Genomic DNA, 17,622 nt, shown 5'->3' with positions numbered 1-17,622 from the left:
GAGAACACCAGTGCAGATTGACCGCGTTTTGCTGAATGACCACACGATGTCCGTGGCTCTGCTGAGCTGTGGGGCGATTACCCAGGGGTGGTGGATCAACGAAACGCCCTTGATTTTGGGCTATGAAAACCCGCAGGATTATCTGACCGATCCCTATTATCTGGGCGCGATTGTCGGGCGGGTTGCCAATCGGATAGGCGGTTCTGAATTCTGGCTTGACGGTGCACCGTATCCGCTCAGCGCGAATGAGGGGGCGAACACGCTGCATGGTGGGGTTAAGGGCTTGTCCCGGCGAAACTGGTCACTCAGTCAGACCGCAGAAAACGAGGTTGTCTTGAACCTTGTATCGCCAGATGGCGACAATGGATTTCCGGGTGAAGTGCAATTCCAAGTTCGGGTGACCCTGAATTACCCTTGTCTTACCTATAGGATTTCCGCAGTGCCGGACCGACCGACGCCCATCAGTGTTGCACAGCATAATTATTACACGCTGGGCAGCACCGATGGTATCGCAGATACCCGACTGAAACTGGCTTCAAATCGGATTCTCGATATCGATGACCAAGGGATACCTACGGGACAGTTGCGGCAGGTGGGCAAAACCGGGTTGGATTTCACCGTGCCAAAATTGATTGGTAATGCTGCTCAGGACATAGATCATTTCTTTGTTTTTGACCCCCAGAGAAACCCGCAGACCCCTGTGGTTGAGGTTGCAGTGGACAATGGTTCGAAACTCAGCGTCTGTTCTGATCAGCCCGGTGCGCAGATTTATTCTGCAGCACATCTGTCCGACCCTTTCTGCAAGGGCGGAGGGGTTTGTATCGAACCCTCAGGCTATCCAAATGCGGTCAACATTCCATCGTTCCCAACAGTGATCTGCACACCGGACAGACCTTATCGCCAAAAGCTGGTATTGGAAATTTCCGAGGGACGGGTATGAGGCATTATGGCATTTCAACAACGCTGGGCGCTTGGGTGGTTGCGTCGGTTGTGAGCGCGCAGGATCTTGGGCCCAGACCGGAATTCAGTGAACCAGAATTTGCCAATGCCCAACTGGGACAGTTGCTGTTTTATGACCCGATCCTGTCGGGGAACAGGAATATCAGCTGTGCGACCTGTCACCATCCTGATCTTGGTACCTCGGATGGTCTTTCGCTTGGGATCGGCGAAGGAGGCGTTGGGCTGGGACCTGATCGCAAGATCGACCCGAACAACCCGCCCGAACAGCGCATCCCCCGCAACTCGCCCGGTCTTTGGAATCTTGGGGCCGTTGAGTTCACGACGTTTTTTCATGATGGACGCCTGGAAGCCGACCCCAATCTGCCAAATGGCATCCGGACACCTTTGGGCACGCATATGAGGTCCGGTTTCCAATCTGCATTGGCCGCTCAGGCGATGTTCCCGGTTTTGTCGCCGGATGAGATGGCCGGGCACTACTCGGAAAATGAGGTCAGCAAGGCTGTGCGTCTTGGGTTTTTGACCCAGGAAGGCGGCGCTTGGGATTTGATTGCCGCACGTGTAGCGGCGGTTCCTGAATACAAGCGGCGTTTCGACGAACTCATGCCGGGGGAAGACATCACATTTACAGCCATCGCAAATGCTATTGCCGACTTCATCGCCTTTGAATGGCGCGCGGATAACAGCTCGTTCGACCGCGCAATGCGTGGGGAAGAGGCGATGTCAGAGCAGGTGCAGACAGGGATGCAGCTTTTCTATGGAAAGGCAGGGTGCAGCACCTGTCATTCTGGCTGGTTTCAAACCGATCATGCGTTCCACGCCATTGCGATGCCCCAGATTGGCCCCGGCAAAGCGGCAAGGTTCGAGAACCACACGCGCGACGACGGTCGCCTGCGGGTAACGGGAGACCAAGGGGATGCCTATGCCTTCCGGACACCGTCATTGCGCAACGTGACGCTGACCGCGCCTTATGGTCACGCCGGGGCATATGCCACGCTTGAGGACGTGGTGCGGCATCACCTGAATCCGGTGGCTTCTCTGCAGGCCTACTTGGTGGACAAGGCTGTGTTACCCGAATTCCCTGGGGCCGAAGACCAAAGGCCAATGCTTGATCCGAGTAGTGTTGAGGCAATTGGTGATGCCAACAGCCTAGCCTCATCAAACCTGACGAACGCTGAAATAAACGCGTTACTTACCTTTCTCACCAGCCTCGAAGATCCGGCGCGGCGTTTGGGTGTTCCCGACCGCGTCCCAAGTGGGTTGCCAGTCGAGAATTGATCAGCGTTTCAGTCGGGTTTTCTGGTTGGGGCGGACCCGATGCCAATCCCCTGTTTCTCCATCGGGCCAGATCATCCGGATGTCGATCCGGTCCGCATCGCCAAGGCCAAAGTGATGCAGCACAGAACTGCCGCCCGCATGGCCACCGCCAAGTGTGATTTCGCGCGTCTGCAACCCAAGATCGGTTCTGACTTCGATAAACCCGCCTATGGCGGACCGATTTGGGCGGTTCTGGCTGACATCCACCAACAGCCAGTTTCGCGGATCAGATTGGTTTTGATACACTTCCAAGTTGGCACCGCGGTTCACGACTACCAGATCCAGCAAGCCGTCGTTGTTCAAATCCGCCAAAGCCGCGCCGCGGGACTTGGCCGTTGACGCAATGCCGGCCTGGTCCGAGGATTCAGTGAAATGTCCATCTGCCTGTTGTAAAAGCAGATTATTGGGATCGTTCAGTGCCGCATCCGGCATTTGTTCAACATTGCCTTTGGCGACGAAAATGTCGTCCAGGCCATCGTTATTTGCATCCCCGAACTGTGCGTGCCAACCGGTCGACGGTCGGCCATCACCACCCACATGCGGTCGGTGCGCGGTCGTCCCTTTCTCATAGGTGGCATCGCGCCAGGTTGGGCCGTCAGCACGCGGATCAAACACCTGAAATTTCTGATCGCCCATTGAGGTCAGGTAGACCTCGGGGAACCCGTCGCCTGTCAGGTCTCTGGACGCGATGCCCATGCCCCAGATCGAATAAGGCAACCATCCGTCATCGCTGGTGTACAGGCGCGGTTCAGGCTCCATAGCCCAAAGTTGCTCTTGCCCGCCGCGCACATAATAGTGCCGATCATTGCTGACCCGCAGATCCGCGCGCCCCGTGCGGGCCCAGTCTGAAAACAACAGCGACAAGGCGCAATAGCCCGGTTCAAGCTGTTGGGGCCCTTGGTAACTGTCCCCGTCAGGTCGGTAAAGAAGGGTGGGACCACAAGTTTCAAAAGGACCTTCGGGATCAAACCGATCGACATAGGTGCCAAACGCCAGCGTCGGCAGCGTTTGGCCCATCTCCCAGGTTGCAGAAAACCCTGTGGTCCAGTGGTCGTCTGATTGGAAACCTATTGTTTCGAAGGGGGAAAACGCGCAGTCCGGTTCACCCTTCAACAACACGTCTTCACCGACACGCAATACAACCAAATCCATGATGCCGTCGCTGTCGATGTCCAGAGGATAAGCGCCGGTGACCCCGGTCAGCGACAGCTGTTCCGGTGTTTCAACCCGGAACGAGACGTCGCTGCCTGAGGTGTTTCGAAACAGCTGTGAGGGATTTGCCCCACCTGCCACAAACAGCTCGGGCAGAGCATCTAGATCACAGTCAAAAACGGCCACACCACCGCCTACGAAATGCTCCCACCCGCCATCATAGATATGCGCGGGGACATCGACAGGGTTGAACCGGGGAACCTCGGCGCTGGCGGTCGAGGCTAGGGTGACAAGGACAGCAAGCTCAGGGTGCATGTTGTACTGCAAGCTCCTGCACCTTGAGGATCGAGACCTGTTCGATCCCATAGGCTGCGGCCCCCTTGGACCACATCAGGTCGCCCCATTGATGAATCTTGATCTCAGGCAAGGGGGCATCAACATTAACAACACCGTTTTTGATGCGGTTCATGACATCCTCGGAACAGAGGTGTTCCATGCTCATCTGAGCGCCCGACAGGATAATGCACTCGGGGTCAAACAGGTTGATCAGGTTGGACACACCCAGACCAAACATCTGACCTGCGCGTGCCAGAACCGATGCGGCGCGCTGATCGCCGGAATTGGCCTGAACATGGATGTCCGACACGTTGGCCATCTCTGAACTGTGGCCGGTGACCGTCATTTCGCGCAGCAATGCATAGTCCCCGACATAGGCCTCAAGGCAGCCACGCTGGCCGCACTGGCACAATGCACCATCGAGCTGAACCTTGGCATGGCCAAATTCAGCACCACAGCCGCGCTCTCCGCGGTAAAGCTTGCCGTCCAGTACGATCCCAAGCCCAACACCGTGTTCTATCGTCACCACCAAAAAGTTCTTCAGGCCTTTGCCTTGTCCAAAAAGCTGCTCGGCCTTTGCGACCAGATTGGCGTCGTTCTCGACAAAAGTGGGGCAGGGCAGGCCTTCTGAAAACAAATAGCTGAAATCGACGTTTCGATCAGTAATCGAGGATGACCAATGAACGAAGTTCCGCTTGGCATCGACCAACCCTGCAATTCCGATTGAGACGCCTGCCAACTGTTGGATCGATCCGTTGATCCTGTCGCAGGCCTCTTCCAGGGCCAGTCGAACGGTGGCCACAAATGCAACCGGCGTCATCTGGACGTCTTTCAGCTGGTGCATATGTGACGTGACTTCATTGCCTTCAAAATCGACCAGCAGGACCGAGATGACATGGCGCGCCACTTTCAGGCCCGCCACCAGATGGGATCGACCATCCAGCTGCAGCAAGACCCGCGGCCTGCCGCGTTTCGCGGATTTGGCCGAGGTTTCGCCTTCAGTCTCTTTTACCAGACCGGCCGCAATCAGGTCTGCTGTTGCGGCCGTAACCGTCGCCGGGCTGGTCTGCAGAGCCGACGCGATATCGGTTCGTGAGATCGAGCCGCGCGTTCTGATATGTTCCAGAACGCGGAGGCGGGTCGCGTTTCTTTGGTCCAGAGAATTTGGAGAATCTTTGCTTTTCAGCATCTTGTCCTCACGAATCTTGTCATGACCCCAATCTATTTGGATTTCCGCATTTCGAATAGAGTAAATATTTTACTGACTGAAATAAATATGCTACTCAGTAAAGGTGAGGGCCACGAATCAAGAGGCGATGGCTCAGCAAATGGGAGGAAATCATGAAACGAATTCTCAGCTTTTCAGCTGCGGTTGCATTGTTGGGCTCGGCCGCGTTTGCCGAGCCGGTTGTCGGCGTAAGCTGGTCCAACTTTCAGGAAGAGCGCTGGAAAACCGACGAAGCGGCGATCAAGGCAGCCCTTGAAGCAGGCGGTGCCGAGTATATTTCGGCAGACGCGCAATCGTCGTCTGCCAAGCAGCTGGCAGATATTGAAAGTCTGATCGCTCAGGGTGTGGATGCCCTGATCATTCTTGCCCAAGACGCGCAGGCCATTGGTCCAGCTGTTCAGGCTGCCGCTGACGAAGGTATCCCAGTTGTTGCATACGACCGATTGATCGAAGATGGCCGCGCCTTTTACCTGACCTTTGACAATGTCGAAGTCGGACGGATGCAGGCGCGCGCTGTTTTTGAGGCGATGCCCAAGGGCAATTACGTAATGATCAAGGGTTCTCCCACCGATCCAAACGCTGATTTTCTGCGGGGTGGCCAGCAAGAGATTATTGGCGCAGCGGTTGATGGCGGTGACATCGTAATCGTGGGTGAGGCCTACACAGATGGCTGGCTTCCGGCCAACGCCCAGCGGAACATGGAACAGATCCTGACTGCGAATGAAAACAACGTCGACGCAGTTGTTGCCTCAAACGATGGAACAGCTGGCGGTGTGGTTGCGGCCCTGACAGCGCAAGGTATGGAAGGTATTCCTGTGTCCGGACAGGACGGGGACCATGCAGCGCTGAATAGGGTTGCGCTGGGCACGCAGACGGTTTCGGTCTGGAAAGACGCCCGTGAACTTGGCAAGGCGGCAGGCGAGATCGCAGTCGCGCTGAGCAGCGGCACCAGCCCGTCTGACGTCGATGGAGCGGTCAGTTGGACATCGCCCGGCGGGACCGAGATGAACTCGGTCTTTCTGGCACCGGTGCCGATCACCAAGGACAATTTGACGGTTGTCGTGGACGCCGGATGGATCCCGCTGGCAGACCTTTGTCAGGGTGTCGAAAACGGTCCAGCCCCCTGTAATTAAACCCTAAAATCCCCGGCCTTCACGCTAAGGCCGGGGACCCTCGCTGAATATGAAAGATCGGATATGACCGAAACTTCGTCTCAGCCGGTTCCTGAAAAAGCAAAGCCAGGCCTGTTCCAGCAATTGGAACTGGATATGCGGCTATTGGGAATGATCGGCGCGTTTGTCATCCTATGCATTGGTTTCAACATCTTTACGGATGGGCGGTTTCTGACACCGCGAAACTTGTTCAACCTGTCCATTCAGACTGTGTCTGTGGCGATCATGGCCTGCGGAATGGTCTTTATCATCGTCACCCGCCACATTGATCTGTCCGTTGGTGCGTTGTTGGCGACCACGTCCGCAGTGATGGCTGTAACGCAAACCGAGTTGCTGCCGCATATCCTGGGGCTGGGACTGGGCAACCCGGTGACATGGGCAATTACCATTGTTGTGGGGTTGCTGATTGGCGCGCTGATCGGTGCCTTTCACGGCTGGATGGTGGGCTATCTGACCATTCCCGCCTTTATCGTTACGCTTGGTGGCTTCCTAGTCTGGCGCAACGTCGCGTGGTACATGACCAGCGGACAAACGATCGGCCCCCTGGACAGCACGTTTCTAATGTTCGGGGGAACCAACGGCACCCTCGGCACATCGGCAAGCTGGCTGCTTGGGCTGTTCGCCACCGCGATTGCGATCTGGGCGTTGTGGAGCGGCCGACGCGCCAAGGCCGCGCATGGCTTTCCGGTCAAACCGGTCTGGGCCGAGGCGACAATGGCAACAATCATCGCAGTCGCAATCCTGGGCTATGTGTATATCGTCAACAGCTACGCCATTCCGACCCGCAGGCTGCAGCGCATGTTTGAAGCGCGCGGAGAGGTAATGCCGGAAGGGCTGGTTGTCGGGTATGGCATTCCGATCTCAGTGCTTATCCTCATCATCGTTGCGGTCAGCCTGACTGTTGTGGCGCGGAAAACCCGGTTCGGGCGCTATATCTTTGCCACCGGGGGAAACCCGGACGCGGCTGAACTTTCTGGGATCAACACACGGCTGCTGACCGTAAAGATATTTGCGTTGATGGGGTTCTTGTGTGCTGTCTCGGCCGTGGTCGCTTCGGCGCGTTTGGCCAACCACTCGAACGATATCGGCACGCTGGATGAGCTGAGGGTCATTGCCGCAGCCGTCATCGGCGGCACCGCATTATCGGGCGGGATCGGGACCATCTATGGCGCGATCCTTGGTGCATTGATCATGCAGGCGCTGCAGTCTGGTATGGCAATGGTCGGCGTCGATGCGCCGTTCCAGAACATCGTTGTCGGCAGCGTTCTTGTGCTGGCCGTTTATATCGACATCGTCTACCGCAAGCGATTGGGGGCAAAGTGATGCAAGCTCAGGACACGCAAAAGACGCCTTCAAATACGGGCCGCGGTTCAGGCGCGCCGCCACTGGTCGAAATGCGCGAGATTTCGATTTCCTTTGGTGGGATCAAAGCCGTGGATCACGTCTCGGTCGATCTTTATCCTGGTGAAGTCGTGGGCCTTTTGGGGCATAACGGGGCTGGAAAGTCGACTTTGATCAAGGTGTTGTCTGGTGCCTATCAGATGGATCACGGGGAAATCCTGATTGATGGCAAGCCGGTTGAGATCACCAACCCACGGGATGCGCGGACGAACAATATCGAGACGATTTATCAGACGCTTGCGCTGGCCGACAATCTGGATGCCACGTCCAACCTGTTTCTTGGCCGCGAAATGACCACCCCTATGGGACTGGTCAATGACGCTGCGATGGAGGCTGAGTGCCGCAAGATCATGGCGCAGCTCAATCCCAATTTTCAAAAGTTCAACGATCCCGTCTCGGCACTGTCGGGCGGGCAACGGCAATCCGTGGCCATCGCGCGTGCGGTCTATTTCAACGCGCGTATTCTGATCATGGATGAACCGACGGCGGCCCTTGGTCCGCATGAAACTCAGATGGTGGCGGACCTGATCCATCAGCTCAAGGCGCAAGGTATCGGTATCTTTCTGATCGATCACGATGTCCACGCGGTCATGGACTTGTGCGATCGGGCCTCGGTTATGAAAAACGGCAAGCTTGTCGGAACGGTTGATATTGAGGACGTCACAGATGACGACCTGTTGTCGATGATTATTCTTGGCAAGCAGCCGGGGCAAAAAGCAGAATAAGGGGGCAGAGATGAAAAGCGGATTTTTCGAAGGCATCGAAACCATCTCGTACGAGGGGGCAGACAGCGGCAGTCCACTTGCCTTCCGTCACTACAACCCGGACGAAATCGTAATGGGCAAACGTATGGAAGATCACCTGCGTTTTGCCGTCGCGTGGTGGCACTCTTTCGCGTGGGAGGGCGGTGATCCGTTTGGCGGACCAACCTTTGAACGCCCATGGTATCCGCAAGACGATATGGGCCGCGCCCGGATGAAAGCGGATATCGCATTTGAGATGTTCGAGATTTTGGGACAGCCCTATTTTTGCTGGCATGATGCAGATATTCGTCCGGATCAGGGCAATTACGCGGATAACCTGCGCACGCTAGAAGAGATCACCGATTATATCGGCCAAAAGATGGAAGGCGCTGGCACCAAGCTGCTTTGGGGAACAGCCAATATGTTCAGCCATCGCCGCTGGATGTCGGGTGCCAGCACGAACCCTGATCCCGATGTCTTTGCTTTTGCGGCGGCAACGGTGAAGTCGTGCATCGACGCCACACATAAGTTGGGCGGCGAAAACTATGTGCTGTGGGGCGGGCGCGAAGGGTATGAGACCCTGCTTAACACCAATATCGGCACCGAGCTTGACCATATGGGCCGGTTCCTCAACATGGTGGTGGAGTACAAGCATAAGATCGGTTTCAAAGGCGCCATTCTGGTCGAGCCGAAGCCGCAAGAGCCCTCGAAACATCAATATGATTATGACGCGGCGACCTGCATCGGATTTCTCAGGAAATACGGGCTGGAGGATGAGGTGAAGCTGAACCTCGAACAGGGTCATGCAATCCTGGCCGGCCACAGTTTCGAACATGAGATCGCGGTGGCAACGGCCGAGGGCATGTTGGGATCGATCGATATGAACCGCAACGATTACCAGTCGGGTTGGGATACAGACCAGTTTCCGAACAACACGCCAGAGGTCGCGCTGGCATATTACCACATTCTGAAAGATGGCGGGTTTTCGACCGGCGGGACCAACTTTGATGCCAAGATCCGCCGTCAATCGATTGATGCGCAGGACCTCGTGGCCGCTCATATCGGTGGCATGGACATCTGCGCCCGAGGGTTCAAGGCCGCGGCTGCGATGATCCAGGATGGTGGTATGGATGCGGCCCTGGCAGAACGGTATTCCGGTTGGGACACTCCTGCGGCGCAATCCATGTTGGAATCCAGCCTGCAAGACATATCCGACCGAGTTTTGGCGGATCACATCAACCCCGAACCGAAATCTGGACGTCAGGAGATTCTGGAAAACTATGTGAACAGGTTCGTTTGACCCGCTCCGAAGTCCGGTCTGCTTACGTGCCTGTTACTTCGCGCGGGTTTGGTAGGCCCCTCGCCACTGCCGGGCAGAATTCGGCAATGCAAGGGGTTGGGGCCACTGAAGTCGTCGATTTGTGCCAAGCGGATCAGCTGAAGTTAAGCAGGTCGACCTCGTGGTCTTGCACGGCGCGGGCTGCGGTGTCGCCGTAAGCGTTCTTACTCCGGTCTCGAAGTTCAGGGAACAACGCAAGTATCTCTTCGCGAGATTGTTCTGCAAGACTGTTGAACGCAGCATCGCTTGGGTGAAAACTCTCGGTTTCTGCGCCGTTTGAGATGACGGTCTCATGCCGTTTGAACAGAAGATGGTAGTAGGTCACCTGTTGAGGGGTGTCGTCTTGGGTGACTCCGTCCATCGATGTCAGGTGTTTGGCGGGGACGAGAACCGACGGTTCTCCGAAGTGAATTTTATTTTCGGGTCGGGAAGCAAGAACGCGGTGATTGGGCGATACCCGTAAAGGGACAGAAGGCACGTTTGGTGCCAGGGCCCCAATTGAAATCTGAATCGGGTTCAGCCGCTCGCAACTTTCAGGATCGGTTTGGACGGTTTTTGAACCGACCCATTCGATTGGTCTTTCTGTGTCATCGGCCATAGTGACCAAGTCACCAGATTTCAGGTCTTCGATTTTGACCTCGCCGCGCGGGGTCAGGATCAGGGTTCCTTTCGCGAAACAGGGCACGTCGACCTGGGAATTCGCACCGGGCCCGGAGGATACCGAGAGGGTCGCGTTGGTTTCAGAGTAAGAGGTAGCGTTCGGCGCAAGGCCGATGAATGAAGGTTTTGCCATGAATGCGCCTGCAAATCGGTCGCCCTACGTTCAGTTAATGACGGGCAGAGCTGTAAGGAAGTCGGCGCTAAATAGTCAGGGCGTACGAGAATTGGAAGGGCCGCAGCAGGCCAGATTCCGTGGGGTTACTAATTACAACGTGGGGTAACAATCCGGGCGGCGCCAAAAGGTGTGGGCAGGGTCAAGTTACCTCAAGCGGCGCGGGCAAAACACGGAGCGCTACGGCAAAGAAGAACAATATGCTGCCGGTCAGAACAAACACGTGCCAGATCGTGTTGTGGTAGGGCAGCCAATCGAGAAGATAGAACGTGACGCCGACCGTGTAGACAACTCCGCCCGCGATCATCAGAAAGTAAACCGTTGGCGAAAGCTCGGCCAAGGTGGATTGACCGGCCCACACAATGGCCCATCCCATCATCAGGTATAGGGCCAGTCCAAACCAGCGAAAGCGATTGGGATCGATGAGTTTCAACAACGATCCAAGCGTCGCCGAAGACCATAACCCCAACAGCAGCCCAGGTGCCTGCACGCCTGAGACCAGCAGAAACGGCGTATAGGTCCCGGCTATTTTGACATAGATGCCTGAGTGATCGAGACGCCGCAAAAGATCGGACCACCTTTTACTTTCGTTCATATTGTACGCCGCCGAAAACGTGAGCATCAGAACCAGCGTGGCGCCATAGATCGAAGCACCCAGTACCGCAGCAGGTTCGGACCGATAAAAGACCAACATCACGATAAGGGCTGGTACCGCAACAAGGGCGGACGTCACGCCCAGCACGTGCACGACTCCGTCACTTATACGTTCGGCCCGGCTATAGGCCGGGCGGATATTTGCATAAGACCGCATACTTAAAACTTAGGGGCCGGATCGAGGTGCGGCAAGTTAACTTGTCAATTGATCGATAGCGGGTCCGACACGGGATCAGGTCGGATCATCAGCTGATTTAGGGTCTTTGTACCGGTTGAGGTCCAAAATACCCGCATGAACCGGGTTTCGCTGTATGAAGATTTCATGAATTCGGTCACTCAACGGCCAGAATTCCGGGCTTGTTCTGCGTACGCCATGGTTGGCCACAACTTCCATGAAATCACTTTGCGACCCTACAGCTTTCAGGTCCTGGACAAAGGCGGTCAACTCGTCCTGCCGAACCTTGAAGAAGAAATTCGGATAGCTGCCAGCCAGCCCGGGCAGAATTGTCAGAACATCCGTCTCAGGGTCTCGGCGGGCTGCCTCGTCGAACAGAAACGCCACGTTCGTGTGGGCCTTATCATGGGCAAGTGAGAAGACGTCTGCCGCACCGCCACTGTCTTCGACGACCAGAACAGACAGGTCCGGCAAATACCGCACCCAATCGCCACGTTGATTGGCCAACGCGCGCAGGGCGAGTTGGGTCTGGCTTTGCGAGCAATCTGCGTCAGCGCATCTGTTGATTGGGTCTGACACCGACCACAGGCCATTGCCGCGTGCGAGCAGTGTCAACAGGAACTCCTGCTTGGGCGTCGAAGTTTCAAAGCCGATGCCGGTGGGAAAACTGGCATCGACGTGGCGGTGGTGCCAATAGGTATGAATTTCAGCCAATGTGCCTTGATACCATTTCTTGTGTATCTGCTGACGGGCCGCTTTGGGCATGAAGGACAGAAAAGTGTCTTCGCTCTCCATCCGCAGCTCATCCATGTACAGACGTGTCGAAAGCTGATGTTCGACCCGACCAAACACATCGAACCCCGCCACCAAATCATAGTAGATGCGTTCGAAAATCGGATAATCGATGACCCACGCCGTTTCCGGGATGTCACCATGAAATCCGGTCATTGCAGCGGCGTTGTCGAAATGGCGGAAAACCGTGATCAGCGCATTCGGGTTGGTGCCATCACCATCCCAGATTGCATCGTAGTCGAACCCTTCTGTGTGCGCCGCGCTGTCGCGATAACGGGCATCGCGGAACTCAAGATACCTGACCTGATTCGCATGCGAAAATCCTTGCAAATCGCCCAACGCGCCGCCGTCAACCCCAGAGACGGGCAGCTCCAGATGTACCGCTCCGTCTTGCAGAAAGGCCGGATCGGTGATCGACAGATCCGCGTCCGGGTCCAGGAAGCTGACCCAGAACCGGTCCTCGATCACATCCACGGCGGTTTGCCCATGGCAAACGGGGCCGCGGATGAAGCTGCGGACAAAGAACAAGGCATCATCAAGCAAAAACTGATAGCGGCTGCGGGCGGGCATAGAGGCAAAAGTGCTAAAGGGATTACCGCCCTCGGCATCGCCATAGGGCGGCGCAGTGGCAAGCGTCCAGCCGGGGTCTAGAAACAGTGTCTGGAAACGTGCCATCCGATCAGGCCCAATCTCGTAGACAAGGTGTTCCTTGTGCACGATCGTTTCGTCAATTTGTTGAAGGCGATAGTAAAACGGGTTCACGCCCGGAGCATCAAAGGGGCGACGGGTTGCTATGATGCCGATCTTTTCACCGGGCGGCGTGGTTGAGCGCACCAGTTGGAAAAAGCGTCTTGGGTCATCACCCTGAAAGTGTAACCGGGCCAGAAACAAGTGTTCGTAAATGTACCGGCTCATAAGTTGGGGGCGCATGTTTTTGCCGTTCAGAAACGCCTCCCACTCAGTGATCTGAGCCTGAATGTCGTCGGGAACATTGGGGGGGTCGGAAGGTAATGGCGCGCCGCTGCGTGCCCATGCCACAAGTGTTTGGTGCGCGTGATCCTCAAGCGGCGCAGTTGCGTAGGGCATGCCGGCCAACGGATTGCTATCGCGGTAGGCATCGAACTCATCAGGGGTGGGGCAGGCCAGAGGGCGATCTGTAGTCAGGTCAAGCGCGGCAGGAACAGGCGCGTTTTCGGGCATAGGGTTTAGGCGACCCAGATTCAGGTATCTTTCCAACAAGCTGGGGTCAGTTTCCACATTCTGCGTCACCGAGTGAAATCCAAGTGCCCGCCATTGGGGTAGGGACTGCGCATCAACGCCCAGTCGGGTCAGCGGCGCATCCTCAAGGCGCTGACTGTGATAAACGGCTTGTTTGCTGGCCCCACGTAACAGCCCGGCGGGGGAGGTCAGTTTTAGCTGACACGGCGCGTCATAACAGCTGTGACAAACGACACAGCGCCGATCCATGATTTCTTTGACCTCGGCCCAATCGGCATTGGTTGCAGATGCAACGCTTGGATCACTTTGTGCTTCGGCCCAGTGTGGGGCAGCACATGCAAATGCAATGAGCACCGAAACCATGCTACGTCGCAATGATCGAGCTTTCTGCATCAATGCCCTCCGGGGTTGTTCGCGGTCCACAATCTGAAACGTGGACTGAGTTTGTTCATATAAAGCCCACTGATCAAATGAAAAAAGGCGGCCTTGCCAGCATCCTGCTCTCTGATTCAGACGTTGCGCTGGAAAGAAGCCCACTTGATTTCGCGCCTGTGAAACGGTCCGCGCGCGGTGTGGTTGCGAAACATAACAAAAATGTGGGATATTGTGGAAAATACCAACGTTAGTGTGGACTTTTCTTGTCCAGCGCGTATGACACAAAGTTCTAGTGAGCAGACAACAACATATGACACCACAAAAAACCCTTTCCCCAAGGGAAATGCAACTCCTTGAAGTGCTTCGCCAATTTGGCGGCCATGCGCGGAATGCAGAAATTGCAGAATTCCTGGATGTCTCGGATGAGACAGTTCGGCGAGCGGTCAAATCCCTGTCAAAAATGGGTGTTGTTGCCCGTGGACACGGTGGTGTTCGTCTTCTCGAAACACGCCAGCAAACGGGGTTCTTCCAGCGTTTCAGCGAGTTTACGAAGGAAAAGAGCAAGATAGCCAAGGCGGTTGCAAAGGCTGTGCCCGACGGGGCCACCGTGTTTCTGGACGTTGGAAGTACAACCGCTATTGGTGCCGAAGAGCTGAGGGTCCGGCATAACCTGACCGTTGTGACCAACTCGACCAAAGTTGCGCATGAGTTGGTTGAGCATAACGGCAACCGCGTGTTTTTGCTGGGTGGTGAAATGCGCAAGGATGAATTGGGTGCGTTTGGCTTTGTGGCCGAGGCGCAGGCCCGCCGCTATTCCTACGACGTCGCTCTGCTCAGCGCGGACGCGTTAAATTCGAAGTACGGGTTTTTGTACGAAAACCCGGTTGAGGCCGAATTGGCCTCGGTCGTGTTGGAACGCACCAGCCTGGCGCTTGTGGCCATGGTTCATCAGAAGTTTGAGACCGCGGGACGGCATCAGGGTTTCGATCCCAGCCAGATCGGGCGGCTTGTAACGGATGTTGCACCGGGAAAGAAACTGGCGGCCAAACTTGAGCGCTGGCAGATTGATGTAGAGGTGGCGGAATGATCCGGTCTCACCGAGCAGAACGAAGGATGTGCTCAGAATGGCAATACTAGTCTTCCTGACGCAATTGGCGGGAGCAACAATGCTGTTGTTGTTTGCCGTACGCATGGTGCGCACCGGGATTGAGCGCAGCTATGGCGCGTCTTTCAAACGTGTTCTGACCCGCAACAACAGTGCCATCGGTTCAAGTATGACCGGCATGGTAATGGCGCTTGTGCTGCAAAGCTCGGCTGCGGTTGCGTTGCTGGCGTCTGGGTTTGCTGCGGGTGGGTTTTTGTCGTTTCCAGCCGGTCTTGCGATCGTGCTGGGTGGTGATCTGGGATCGGCATTGATCATCCAGATTCTGTCCTTCCGCCTGGATTGGCTTGTGCCATTGCTACTGGCCGTTGGTGGATGGCTGTTCGTCAAGACCGAGCGTAAGAAACCCCGTCAGATTGGGCGTATCCTTATGGGGGTCGCCTTTATACTGATATCCCTGCGATTCCTGCGCGAGGCGATGGATCCGATCCAACACAGCGCTTTTTTGCCTGCCATTGCCGACTATCTGGTGCGTGATTACGTGACCGCGTTTCTTGTCGGCGGGGCACTGGCCTTTGTCATGCACAGCTCCGTGGCTGCGATCCTGATGTGCGTGACACTGGTGCAGATCGGTGCCCTGCCGTTTTCCGCCGGGTTGTCACTGGTGTTGGGGGCAAATCTGGGCAGCGCGCTGATCCCCGTATGGCTGACACGAGGCATGGACATACAGGCACGGCGCATCCCCTTTGCCAATCTGGCGCTGCGGGGTGTTTGGGCGATCCTGTGCCTGTTTGCAGCCAACCTCGCCGTTCAGGCTGGTGTGTTGGGGGTAGGGTATCAGGGGCAGATGCTGGTCAATGCACATCTGGCATTCAACGCGTCTCTGCTGATCCTGTCGCTGCCGTTTTGCCAATTATTGAAGGGTCCGTTCGAGCGGCTGTTGCCGGATGCACCGCGCCGGTCCGAACCCGAAGCCCGTGCAAAACCGGCCAGTGCGCTGGACCCGCAGTTGGCCGAGACCCCGACACTGGCCATCTCGGCGCTCAAGCGAGAGTTATTACGGATGGCTGATCAGGTCGAGCTGATGTTCAGCCCCTTGCTGACCCTGTATCGGTCTGGTGAGATCGAGCAGATCAAGGCAGTTCAGACACTCGATCACGAGGTAAACCAAAGCCTGTCGGATATCCGGACCTTTGTGGCATCCTTGCCAATCGAGAAGATGGATAAAAAACACGCAGACGAGGCGCGCGACGTTCTGGAATATGCCGTTCGGTTGGAAACTGCGGGGGATGTCGTGGCCAAGCGCCTGACTGTTCTGGCCACCGAGTTGCAAGAGACGGGCAAGCAGTTTTCGCACGAGGGATGGTTAGAGTTGCAGGAGCTGCACGAGAAAATTCTGGCCAATCTTAAACTGGCAACCAATGTTCTCATTTCGGAAGATATTGAAAGCGCGCGGCTTCTGAACCTGGAAAAAACCGAGATTAAGCGCGCCGAACGAGACAGCCGTAAACGTCACTTCCGGCGTTTGCAGAGCGGGCAGGTTGATAGCCTTGAGACCAGCGATATCCATCTAGAGACTCTTCGCGCGTTCCGCGAGTTCAACAGTCATATCGCGGCCATCTCAACACCGATTCTGTATGCCAATGGTCAGCTGCTGGAAACGCGCCTGATCGAGGACCTGCCAGAACGAGAGCGAAACACAGAAGTCTAAGACGCAAGCGGCAGGGGCGGGACGGAAGGATACCTTTATCCCGTCGTCGCTTCCGTCATAAAGGGGATCAGACTGTCGCTGAAAAGTTCTATGAACTCCAACGCCACTAGAGACGGTTGCTTGAGCACCGGGCGGACCAGAGACAGGGTATGAGGCAGGATCGGCCTGAAGGGTCGGAAACTCAGCCCCCGACCGGCATATTTGACCGCATCCAACTCGCTCACGATGGCGACGCCTACACCGTTGACGACCAGTTCACATGCGGCTGTGAACTGCCGAACCTCGATATGAGAATTCAGCGTGACATCGGCGTCCTGAAACACTCGGGACAAGCGCCCGAAAAAGTCGCTGTCGCGCCGCGTATGGATGATCTGTTCGTCGGCCAGCAAGGATGGTGTTACTTCGTGCACGGATTCCAGCGTATGGCCTTCAGGGAATACGCAAACGGAACGAACATCGATGTTCCGGCTTTCGATCGCAGGATGCCCGTTGAACCCGTCGGTGATGCCAAAGTCATATTGCTCACCAATCATCCATTCAAAGATTCGCTCGGGCCGGTCCGGTTCGATGGTCAGGGTGACACCGGGCCTGTTCTTCAGAAAATCCGCCACAACGCCAGGCAGATGACTGGTTGCGAAACCGGGCAGGCAGGCCACGCGGATATGCCCGGCTTTGCGCTGCGTGATATCCTCGCTGACGTCTGAAATCTGTTTCATCAGTTCCAAAACGCGTTCAACATTCGGTTGCAGATACCGCACCTCTTGAGAAGGTACCAAACGCCCGTCGCGGCGGTCAAACAGCTGGAAACCCAGCGCTTGTTCCAGATCTGACAGCAACCGGCTGACCGCGGGCTGGCTGACACCAAGATCTGCCGCCGCCGCCGTCATCGAGCCATTTGCGATCACCGCCACCAACGCCTCTAACTGCCGAATTCTTAAAACCTGGCCCATTTTCGATCCCGAACTGATACCTCAAAGCGAATTTCATAACACTATATTATGTTTGTAACAAAAAAACTGAACTTGAATTATGGTTTTTCGGCGATAACGTCGTAAAAGTATTAAGTACACCGTTTACGCGAAGCAGATGGTGTTAACAAAAAAGCATCCCTTGTGATG

14 protein-coding genes are annotated in these 17,622 nt (G+C 55.9%); 8 read left to right on the top strand and 6 right to left on the bottom strand.

Going from position 1 to position 17,622, the window contains the following annotated elements; translation table 11 throughout:
- Positions 1 to 10: 10 nt before the first annotated feature.
- A complete protein-coding gene (locus RUM8411_RS06805; RefSeq protein WP_159453857.1) occupies positions 11 to 940 on the top strand; it encodes an aldose epimerase family protein in 930 nt (309 codons plus the stop codon).
- On the top strand, positions 937 to 2,235 hold the full coding sequence (locus tag RUM8411_RS06800) for a cytochrome-c peroxidase (RefSeq protein ID WP_085821919.1): 1,299 nt from the start codon (positions 937 to 939) through the stop codon (positions 2,233 to 2,235). Before RUM8411_RS06805 ends, RUM8411_RS06800 begins: the two co-directional genes overlap by 4 nt.
- Here RUM8411_RS06800 and RUM8411_RS06795 read toward each other — a convergent pair whose 3' ends face one another.
- Together RUM8411_RS06795 and RUM8411_RS06790 are read right to left on the bottom strand one after the other, a co-directional pair.
- A complete protein-coding gene (locus RUM8411_RS06795; protein ID WP_085821918.1) occupies positions 2,236 to 3,741 on the bottom strand; it encodes a CRTAC1 family protein in 1,506 nt (501 codons plus the stop codon).
- Positions 3,731 to 4,951 carry an ROK family transcriptional regulator gene (locus tag RUM8411_RS06790; RefSeq protein WP_085821917.1) on the bottom strand — a complete coding sequence of 407 codons (1,221 nt, stop codon included), beginning with the start codon at positions 4,949 to 4,951 and terminating at the stop codon, positions 3,731 to 3,733. Before RUM8411_RS06790 ends, RUM8411_RS06795 begins: the two co-directional genes overlap by 11 nt.
- Positions 4,952 to 5,103: 152 nt before the next feature.
- Here RUM8411_RS06790 and xylF point away from each other — a divergent pair, with 152 nt between their 5' ends.
- From xylF to xylA, 4 genes are all read left to right on the top strand, one after another.
- Positions 5,104 to 6,123 (top strand): D-xylose ABC transporter substrate-binding protein, encoded by a 1,020-nt coding sequence (gene xylF / locus RUM8411_RS06785; protein ID WP_085821916.1) that lies wholly within the window; start codon positions 5,104 to 5,106, stop codon positions 6,121 to 6,123.
- Positions 6,124 to 6,186: 63 nt separating this feature from the next.
- Positions 6,187 to 7,485 carry a sugar ABC transporter permease gene (locus RUM8411_RS06780; RefSeq protein WP_085821915.1) on the top strand — a complete coding sequence of 433 codons (1,299 nt, stop codon included), beginning with the start codon at positions 6,187 to 6,189 and terminating at the stop codon, positions 7,483 to 7,485.
- A complete protein-coding gene (locus tag RUM8411_RS06775; RefSeq protein ID WP_085821914.1) occupies positions 7,485 to 8,288 on the top strand; it encodes an ATP-binding cassette domain-containing protein in 804 nt (267 codons plus the stop codon). The genes RUM8411_RS06780 and RUM8411_RS06775 overlap by 1 nt, the downstream gene beginning before the upstream one ends.
- Before the next feature lie 10 nt (positions 8,289 to 8,298).
- Positions 8,299 to 9,606 carry a xylose isomerase gene (gene xylA / locus RUM8411_RS06770; RefSeq protein WP_085821913.1) on the top strand — a complete coding sequence of 436 codons (1,308 nt, stop codon included), beginning with the start codon at positions 8,299 to 8,301 and terminating at the stop codon, positions 9,604 to 9,606.
- Positions 9,607 to 9,739: 133 nt separating this feature from the next.
- Here the strand turns inward: xylA and RUM8411_RS06765 are convergent, their stop codons facing one another.
- The 3 genes from RUM8411_RS06765 to RUM8411_RS06755 all read right to left on the bottom strand — a co-directional run bounded on the left by RUM8411_RS06765 (position 9,740) and on the right by RUM8411_RS06755 (position 13,709).
- Complete coding sequence (locus RUM8411_RS06765; RefSeq protein ID WP_085821912.1) at positions 9,740 to 10,438, bottom strand: Hint domain-containing protein; 699 nt, start codon at positions 10,436 to 10,438, stop codon at positions 9,740 to 9,742.
- A 181-nt stretch (positions 10,439 to 10,619) separates the two neighbouring features.
- Entirely contained in the window at positions 10,620 to 11,288 is a 669-nt protein-coding gene (trhA, locus tag RUM8411_RS06760) for a PAQR family membrane homeostasis protein TrhA (protein WP_085821911.1), read from the bottom strand.
- A gap of 75 nt (positions 11,289 to 11,363) precedes the next feature.
- The gene (locus RUM8411_RS06755) at positions 11,364 to 13,709 is read right to left on the bottom strand and encodes a fatty acid cis/trans isomerase (protein ID WP_234995147.1); all 2,346 of its coding nucleotides are present in this window, start codon (positions 13,707 to 13,709) and stop codon (positions 11,364 to 11,366) included.
- A gap of 325 nt (positions 13,710 to 14,034) precedes the next feature.
- Here RUM8411_RS06755 and RUM8411_RS06745 point away from each other — a divergent pair, with 325 nt between their 5' ends.
- Both RUM8411_RS06745 and RUM8411_RS06740 read left to right on the top strand, forming a co-directional pair.
- Positions 14,035 to 14,778, top strand: a complete 744-nt coding sequence (locus RUM8411_RS06745) for a DeoR/GlpR family DNA-binding transcription regulator (protein WP_234995146.1) — start codon at positions 14,035 to 14,037, stop codon at positions 14,776 to 14,778.
- Between the two features lie 37 nt (positions 14,779 to 14,815).
- Positions 14,816 to 16,504 (top strand): Na/Pi cotransporter family protein, encoded by a 1,689-nt coding sequence (locus tag RUM8411_RS06740; protein WP_085821908.1) that lies wholly within the window; start codon positions 14,816 to 14,818, stop codon positions 16,502 to 16,504.
- A 35-nt stretch (positions 16,505 to 16,539) separates the two neighbouring features.
- On the opposite strand, the gene RUM8411_RS06735 is transcribed toward RUM8411_RS06740, so the two are convergent.
- Entirely contained in the window at positions 16,540 to 17,454 is a 915-nt protein-coding gene (locus RUM8411_RS06735; protein ID WP_085821907.1) for a LysR substrate-binding domain-containing protein, read from the bottom strand.
- Positions 17,455 to 17,622: the final 168 nt, after the last annotated feature.

The sequence above is a fragment of the Ruegeria meonggei genome, from assembly GCF_900172215.1.
Lineage (GTDB): Bacteria > Pseudomonadota > Alphaproteobacteria > Rhodobacterales > Rhodobacteraceae > Ruegeria > Ruegeria meonggei.
Note: the sequence above shows the minus strand (reverse complement) of the source record. Positions and strands in the feature narration are given on the sequence as shown.